General features: G+C 77.2%; 2 protein-coding genes. One reads left to right on the top strand and one right to left on the bottom strand.

Annotation, left to right across the window (positions count from 1 at the left end; translation table 11 throughout):
* A partial coding sequence (locus M1E25_RS25535; protein WP_372501470.1) for a sigma factor-like helix-turn-helix DNA-binding protein occupies positions 1-615 on the bottom strand: 615 nt, incomplete at its 3' end.
* A gap of 75 nt (positions 616-690) precedes the next feature.
* Here M1E25_RS25535 and M1E25_RS25540 point away from each other — a divergent pair.
* On the top strand, positions 691-1308 hold a 618-nt coding region (locus M1E25_RS25540), incomplete at its 3' end, for a cell division protein PerM (RefSeq protein WP_251419683.1).

Here is a 1308-nt window from a genome sequence, read left to right on the forward strand (position 1 = left end):
GGCCCGCACCCCCTGGGCGGAACCGGTCTCCGGCGTGCCTGCGGGAGCCGGCGGCGGACCGGCGAGCCGCGCCGCGAGCATCCCGGCCAGACGCCCCGGTTCTCCGGGCAGCCCCGGCAGCCGCGCCGCCACGGCCGCGCGAGCGTTGACCACGCGGCTCGCCGCGGCCTGCGCACTCGCCTCCACCTCCGCCGCCGTCGCGGACAACCCCAGCCCCACGCCGTCGTGGAGCAACAGCGCCCGCCGGTAGGAGGGCGGCAGCGCGAGCAGGGCGGCGAGCAGCGGATCGCCGGAAGCCGGACCGGCTTCGCCGCGTGAGAAGAACGGCCGGTGCGACGGCCGCAGCCGGTGCCAGGGCGACAGCGCCCAGTCGTAAGCCTTCGCGCGCGCCCAGCCGGCCGGGTCGGCGTGCGCCGCGACCTCAGGCCAGTGCTGCCAGGCCGTCTCGAAGGCGTACCGGGCTGCCCGCCGCGCATGCGCCCGGCGCCCGGTGAGCAGATACGCCTGCCGCACGATCCCCGGCGCATGAGCGGTGTACAGCGCGTCGAACGCTTCTGCCGGGCCCTTGGCAGGGGCGGGTCGGGCAGGTGGGGAATCCGCTCCGGAAAGGTGCATGGATGCATTTTGTGCGACACGACGGATGCAACCCGGCTGCCCGGACGAACCGGGTGTTGTTGGCAGCATGGCCGCGTGACGCAATCGACCGAGCACGGCCCGCTGTTGCCCCGGCCGGACCGTCCCACGGCCCGGCGTGTCCCGGTGGCAGGCGGCGGCGTGCTCGCCGGAGCCGTCGCCGCCGCGCTCGGCCTCGGCTCGGTCACGGTCGTCGTGCTCCTGCTCTGGGTCGCCTCCCCCTACCCCGACAGCAGCGGGCCCGGCGGCGCCCTGCGCATCGCCGCAGACCTGTGGCTCCTCGCGCACGGCGCGATGCTCGTGCGCGAGGAGACCCGGTCCGGTGCGCCGGCGCCGGTGGGGCTGACGCCGCTGCTGCTGGGTGCGCTTCCCGTGTGGCTGCTGTACCGGGCCGCGCGGCACGCTCTCGAACGGGGCGAACCGGAGGGCGCGCAGGACCGCGTCCCGGACGGCCCCGGGCGGGACGCCGGGTCCGGGCCGGGGCCCGACCGAGAGGGGACGCGGGCCGCCCCTGGGACGATCGGGTGGTTGTGCGCGGGCTATCTCGCCGTGGGCGCGGTGGCCGTCGTCCACGCCTCCGGCGGTCCGCTGCACGTCGATGTGCTCAGCGCCGTGCTGCACCTCCCCCCGGTCGCCGTGGCCGCCGCAGCGGCGGGCGTCTGGACGGCTCACGGG

Origin of the sequence: Streptomyces meridianus, from assembly GCF_023703325.1 — a bacterium.
Lineage (GTDB): Bacteria > Actinomycetota > Actinomycetes > Streptomycetales > Streptomycetaceae > Streptomyces > Streptomyces meridianus.